A 6,354-nucleotide genomic window follows, 5' to 3' on the forward strand; every position below is an offset into this window, starting at 1 on the left:
GGATAGCTCAAAGCCATCCTAGTCCCCTCCTTTTTAAACTATTCGTGGTGTTCGCCACCTTCTTGTTTTACTTCTTTATGTTCCTCAGTTTTAGCAGGAGCAGGTTTGCTAGCTTCGGGTTTTTGCTCTTCAGCTTTGGGGGCGGGTTGTTTAGCTTCTCCCTTGCTTTCATGCTTCATGCCTCCATGCCCATGTTTGTTTCCATGTCCATGGTGTTTGCTTCCATGTTTTTTAGTATGCTTATGCGCGCAAAGAAGCTCACGCTTTTTAGTCTTGCACACCTGTACATCTAAGCCCATACCTACCAATTCATCATGACTATGATCTTTTTTCTTTTCCTCAAGTGCACTAGCCACCTCTTTGCGCAAAGCAACAAAATCTTTCGCACTCATTTTGGCAAGATTAGTTCTGTAGGTTCGATCTAGCTTCATTTTGAAATTAGCGCGCGCTTTACCTTTCAAGGTTTTAAGACGCTTGGCCACCTCCATTTGATAATCCAAAACATCCTCAGCGTTATGCAAAGTGCCCGCTAATTTTACAAACTCTTTTGTATTTAGATGAGAATAATCCTCCGCATGGGCTACACCCAAAGCCAAAGCACCCATCATCACAAGACCTAAAAAACGACGCATAAAAAACCCTTTCATAAAGCAAGATTTAAAAAAACAAGCGGGATTATAGCCAAGATCTATTAAATTTGAGCTTAATACCGCAGGTTGCTTGATTCGATTTTCAACCACAATTCATAAGAGATGGTACCAAAAGTCGGACTCGAACCGACACGAGGTTGCCCCCACCAGATTTTGAGTCTAGCGTGTCTACCAATTCCACCATTTTGGCACAAAAACCTTCAAATTGTGCCCAGCCATTGCATGCAACTAGCAAATGCTACGCATTCGTGGTGCACTGGGCGAGAGTCGAACTCGCACGAGTTGCCTCACCACCCCCTCAAGATGGCGTGTCTACCAATTCCACCACCAGTGCAAACCCCCTCCTATTAAGATTATCCTAAAAACGGATTGCTGTAAACAGCAATAATTGCAAATACCAAAGTATAGATGACTTGCGCTTCAATCATCGCCATCGCGATGAACATGGTTGTTAGAAGTTTCCCTCCCACTCCCGGATTGCGGGCTGTGCCTGTGATAGCAGCAGCAGCAGCGTTGCCCATTCCAATGGCTCCCCCACAAGCAGCTACCCCCAAACCTACAACCGCTCCCACAATGGAGTAGGATTTAATCATTTCCACACCACTAATATCCGCCCCAAAGGCCAATCCAACCATCCCCAAAAAGAAAAGCGCGAAAAACCTCATACACAACTCCACATCGTTATTAGAATATTGCTAAGCGCAAAGTCTTATTATGGCATTCCCAAACTTAATTTTCAAGCCAAATCTACATCAATTTTACCACTATCATCGTGGATAGCGATAATCTGGCACTCCAAAGTATGGTTTTCTATCAAGGAATCTTTATGTATACCGCGTTTTTCTAAATAACTCTTATGTAAAAGCGCATCCCCACCTCGAGGCAAGCGCACAAAAATTCCAAAATCAACCGCTTTCTTTATTTCTACTTCCAATACCTCTCCTAGATAATAGGGTTGGAATCCCACTATCTCTAAAATACATTCTTTAGCTTCCAAAACATTTTGAGCACTTCCACTAATACATACCGCTCCGCTCATCTTATCTAGCTCAACTTGTACTTCAAAACGCTCAATAAGCTCTTTAATGTTTTTGCCAGCAGGTCCTATAATAGTGGCAATTTTTTTAGGCGGTACAGAAAAACTCTCTTGGGTGGGCAGAGCATCTTTGTTGGGGATAATGTGCTCAATGGCATGTTCCATGCATTCTAAGATTGCTCCACGCGCTTCTTTGGCCTGCTGGAGAATTTGAGATAAGAGTGCTAAGGAGAGGCCTGCAATTTTGGTATCCATTTGCAAAGCCACCACGCCTTCTAAAGTACCGGCAATTTTAAAATCCATATCCCCCTGCATGTCCTCTAGGGCACTAATATCGCTTAAAATCGCCTTTTCTTCTCCTTGCACAATCAACCCCATAGCTACACCCGCGATCAAGGATTTCAATTTAACCCCGCTCGCATAGAGTGCTAACGATCCCCCACACACGCTAGCCATTGAACTCGATCCATTGGATTCTAAAATTTCTGAAACAAGACGAATAGTCTGATCAGCTTCTAAAATCGATCCTTGCAAGGCGCACTTTGCTAGATTGCCATGCCCAATCTCTCTGCGACCCGGCGCGCCCAAAGGAGTTGCTTCTCCCACACTAAAAGGAGGGAAGTTATAATGGAACATAAAACGCTCTTTATGCAATCCATCCAGATTTTCTTGCAACTTGGCATCATTGGGCCCTCCCACAGTACAAACAACTAAAGCCTGAGTGTGTCCACGCGTAAAAAGCGCGCTCCCGTGGCAATGAGGCAATAGATTAGTTTCAATAGAAATAGGACGAATGGTTTCAAAACCACGCCCATCTGGACGCGTCTTGGTGCGTAAAATTTCCTCACGGACGCATTTATGAGTGTAATGTTCTAAACCTTTTTGAATCTGTCCAAGGGTATAGGAATGTCCATTTTCTTGCAAGGTGTGTGCGATGGCAGTGCTTAAATGAGCAAAATCTACTTCTCTCTCGCTTTTTGCCATTTGTGTTTTCATCTCCAAAATTTGCGCATGGAAGTGTTTTTCCAAAAGAAGTTCTAAGTGGGAATTTGGAGGGGTGGGGATATTGATAGCAAGAGGAGCTTTTCTATGAGGGGCAAAGCTTTTTTGAAACTGCAAACAATTTTCGCGGATGTGTTTTTGCGCTTTTTCTAGCAAATCTAAAAGAGTGGCCTCTGGCAAACTCTCTTGAGAATGCATTTCAACCATGAGCAGTGCCTCAGAAGTGCCAGAAACATAAAGATTGAGGTCGCTTTTTTGTAACTCTGTGACACTAGGATTACAAACAATCTTCTCTCCTATTCTGGCCAAACGCACTGCAGCCACATTTTCAATACCAAGATTAGCCAAGTAAAGCGCGTTAGCAGCGGCATGTAGAGCACAGACTTGCAAATCACTTTCTTGGTCATGACTGAGTACTAATAAGGTAATTTGCGTAGGGTGAGAATAATCTTTGGCAAAAAGAGGGCGCAGGCTCCGATCGATAGTGCGCGAAGTGAGAGTTTCAAATTCGCTGAGTTTACCTTCGCGTTTGTTAAACCCTCCTGGAATGCGTCCTATGGCGTAAGCTCTTTGGCTAAAATGCACACTGAGAGGCAGAAAATTTTCCTCGACACAAGCTTTATCTATCATAATAGTTGCCAAGATCACACAGCCTTTATGGCGGTAAAGAAGCGCGCTGGTGGCCTGTTTAGCAATATCGTTAAGACGATATTCTTCATGATTAATACGAATGGTCATGATTCTCCTTTAGAAGTTGGTTTAATAGAAGCTGAAAAAAAAGCTTCAATCTCAGCTGGACTCAAATCTACAGATTTCTTATAGTAGTGTTGGATAGATACAAAAAAATCGGGGCGGTAAACACTCACCACATTATCACAGATAAGGCTAAGGTGTTCGTCCACAGATTTAGGCAAGATCGGAGTTAGCACAGAGATACTTTTAGCCTGTTTATCCATACAAGTTTGAATCGCTAGGCCGGCTGTGATACCTGTTTCGATGCCTTGATCGACCAATAAAACATTTTTATGTGCCAAGGATTTAAGCATATTGCCCTTGCGAAATTTATAAATTTTAGAGAGAATTTCCTCTTCATAGACCCGTTTGGCCTCTCCATAAACATAATCCAAACTGATTTCAAAAGCTTGAATGAGCTTTTCGTGCATGATAATATCCATCCCTTCGCTCACAAGCGCGATTTCGCATTCACGATTCAAAGGCGCGTAAATAGAACCACTGAAAAAAAAATCTCGATCTATGCGGAATTTACTAGACAAAGCATTGGCATATTTGATGCCACTTAGACTGGTTGCTAATACAATAGCATTATGTAGGTCTAAATGGCGTACCATGACCTCATTCATAAGTTTGTCTAAAGCATCTTGGTGATCCTCAAAACAACAATCTTGTACATTCATTGTTTTAACTGCCGATAGGTGATATTGGTTTTGGTGATGGGAGAAAAATCTAGTTCTAGTTTGACATAGTTGTTCTCATAGATTCTTAGAGGATCGGCTGGGTCATTGGTGAGCACGGGTCGGCGGCGGTTCACAAACATCAAGCCAATTCCAAAGCAACGAATTTTTTTGAAGATGCCAATATCCCAGTTGAGCACGACATTATTCTTAATATCATAACCAATAGAGCTAGTGAGTGAGAACCATCGGAAATCATTGCTAAGACCAGCTTTAAGGTAGTTGGAACTATTTTCTACGATTTTATTAATGCCGTTGTCATTAAAATTAGACTTAAGGTAATAAGAGACATTGGCATTCAGAAACTTGTAGTTATAATTGGCGTTGATAGAAACCTCATCAAGGCTGTTGTAGTACCATGAGTAAAAAAGAGTGCCGTAGATATTGAGACCCTTAAGAGGGGAAAAGCCTATTTTAGTTTCCATAGGCGTGCGGAAAAAAGAAACTTTATCGGAAAAATCTAGGGCTTGAGAGATACGCCAATAAAACATTTCTTGGCCATCAATCCCATAAAGGTATTGGGTAAGATTCAAATTAAGTTGCCCCTTAGAGGGGTTACGTTCAATGATAGCTGAGGGATTCCATACAGAATCATAAACCTGCCCTCGATAATCATAATTGCTGAGGGTGTCTGAGGTAAAATCGTTGCGCGCCTGCGCGCTCAATATATACATTTGATCGTTAAAAAGCCCATTAGTAAAATTATAATAAGTCCCCTGTAAAACAGCTTCTAATTGCATAGTGTGCAGAAGTTTGTTATATTCTCGCGCCAAATCTGTATTGAGATAGAGGGCGTAAGAGCCAGAAAAGGCGTTCCCATAGTTGCGACTCACGCCTTGTACACTGGGGATATAGCTATTTTTTTGATCCGTCATCACCACATTGCTAAAATTGAAAGTGTTCCAAAGCCCCACAGAAAGATATTTTTTAAAGAGAGAGAATTGTATGCCCAAAGGTACTTTGGCACTATTTTGCAAATACCCATAGCCCACTTGGCGCACAATGTCATGAAACTGGTAATCTAAAGAATAAAGGAGATGTCTCCAGCCCAAAGGGGCTAAATACTTGTGATATTGCAAGCTGGGAAGAGATTGAAAAGTGCGATCATTATTGATCTTGTTGAGGTTAAGAAAATACTTGAGATTCAAACCATAATAATTATTATTGGTTTGAACATAGTAATTGCCTCTTGACATGTGTGTGGCATCCGTGATGCGCTGATTAATTTTCTCAAAGCGCACATAGTCCAAATCATTCATATAGAGAAAATCAAGATAAAAGGCATTATCTACATGAGATTTTAGACCAAAATACTTTTGTAAAACCTGACGACTAGCCTGCAGGGCTTCAAAACCAAAAACATTTTGGTTGCGCAAATTATATTGCTTGGTGTAGCGATCGTAGTTGCGAAAATAACGCATATTAAACAAAAGCTTATCTTGGTGCTTATTGACCATTCTAAAATTAAAATTTAGTCCTAAACCCCTCTTGGAGCGAATTTGAGGGGTTAAAGTCATGTCCCAAGAATCCCTAGGAGCAATGTAGATAGGTTGTAAGTAAATAAAGCCAGCTAAGTTAGAAGTGCCAAATTCTGGGTAGAGAAGTCCGCTGGTGCGTTTGGTGCTAGTAGACATAAAAACATAGGGCAAGTAGAGAACAGGAATATTTCCTAGATAAATCTTAGGATTCCACAAGCTCAAATGAGATTTATCCGCATTAAAAGAGCCTGAAGTAGCGTTGACATGCCAAATAGGGTTTTCTACACTACAGCCTGAAGCTGTGAGGTTTTTAATGTGATAGGTATTTTGATTGGCATGGGCAATATCTGCACTAATCCATATCCCACTCACACTATCTTGTACATAAAAGGGAAAAATGAGCTCATAACGCTCATTGAGTTTGATCTTGATGTGCTCGGCACGCACTAAAAGCCCCTCACCTCTGTAAATCTTGACATTTCCATTAAGAGTGGCCTCTTTTGTCTCTGTGTTATAGGAAACTTCATCAGCCATGATATATACATCGTAGTTGAGCAGGATCGCATGTCCAGTGGCTGTAACAATGCGATTTTTAGCTTCCACATGGTCGGCCAAAAGCTCAAAAATTTTATGATTTTTCTTGTCAAATTTTTGCACAGCAACTTGTTGCTTTGCTTCCACACTCGTCCACAAAATCCAACATAAAAGAACAAAGC

Annotated in this window: 5 protein-coding genes and 2 tRNA genes; all 7 read right to left on the reverse strand. The window is 41.4% G+C overall.

Translation table 11 applies throughout. The features are described from left to right. Window positions 1–38: 38 nt before the first annotated feature. A complete protein-coding gene (locus tag C6H00_RS03815; RefSeq protein WP_158655723.1) occupies window positions 39–632 on the reverse strand; it encodes a DUF1104 domain-containing protein in 594 nt (197 codons plus the stop codon). 121 nt (window positions 633–753) lie between these two features. After that, window positions 754–840: transfer RNA gene (locus tag C6H00_RS03820), tRNA-Leu, on the reverse strand. 59 nt (window positions 841–899) lie between these two features. Then, window positions 900–984: transfer RNA gene (locus C6H00_RS03825), tRNA-Leu, on the reverse strand. Window positions 985–1,003: 19 nt separating this feature from the next. Next, window positions 1,004–1,315 carry a F0F1 ATP synthase subunit C gene (locus C6H00_RS03830; RefSeq protein ID WP_104749678.1) on the reverse strand — a complete coding sequence of 104 codons (312 nt, stop codon included), beginning with the start codon at window positions 1,313–1,315 and terminating at the stop codon, window positions 1,004–1,006. A gap of 71 nt (window positions 1,316–1,386) precedes the next feature. After that, window positions 1,387–3,426, reverse strand: a complete 2,040-nt coding sequence (locus tag C6H00_RS03835) for a polyribonucleotide nucleotidyltransferase (protein ID WP_199769160.1) — start codon at window positions 3,424–3,426, stop codon at window positions 1,387–1,389. Further along, entirely contained in the window at window positions 3,423–4,103 is a 681-nt protein-coding gene (locus C6H00_RS03840) for a phosphoribosyltransferase (RefSeq protein WP_104749680.1), read from the reverse strand. Before C6H00_RS03840 ends, C6H00_RS03835 begins: the two co-directional genes overlap by 4 nt. Next, the coding region (locus C6H00_RS03845; protein WP_407645525.1) for an LPS-assembly protein LptD at window positions 4,100–6,354 on the reverse strand (2,255 nt) is incomplete at its 5' end. The genes C6H00_RS03845 and C6H00_RS03840, both read right to left, overlap by 4 nt.

Origin of the sequence: Helicobacter cynogastricus, assembly GCF_900197855.1 — a bacterium.
In the GTDB taxonomy this organism is placed as follows: domain Bacteria; phylum Campylobacterota; class Campylobacteria; order Campylobacterales; family Helicobacteraceae; genus Helicobacter; species Helicobacter cynogastricus.

What these genes read in the sequence shown, in the direction of transcription:
- C6H00_RS03815 (WP_158655723.1), bottom strand. Translation starts at nt 632, where the DNA reads ATGCGTCGTTTTTTAGGTCTTGTGATGATGGGTGCTTTGGCTTTGGGT.
- C6H00_RS03830 (WP_104749678.1), bottom strand. Translation starts at nt 1,315, where the DNA reads ATGAGGTTTTTCGCGCTTTTCTTTTTGGGGATGGTTGGATTGGCCTTT.
- C6H00_RS03835 (WP_199769160.1), bottom strand. Translation starts at nt 3,426, where the DNA reads ATGACCATTCGTATTAATCATGAAGAATATCGTCTTAACGATATTGCT.
- C6H00_RS03840 (WP_104749680.1), bottom strand. Translation starts at nt 4,103, where the DNA reads ATGAATGTACAAGATTGTTGTTTTGAGGATCACCAAGATGCTTTAGAC.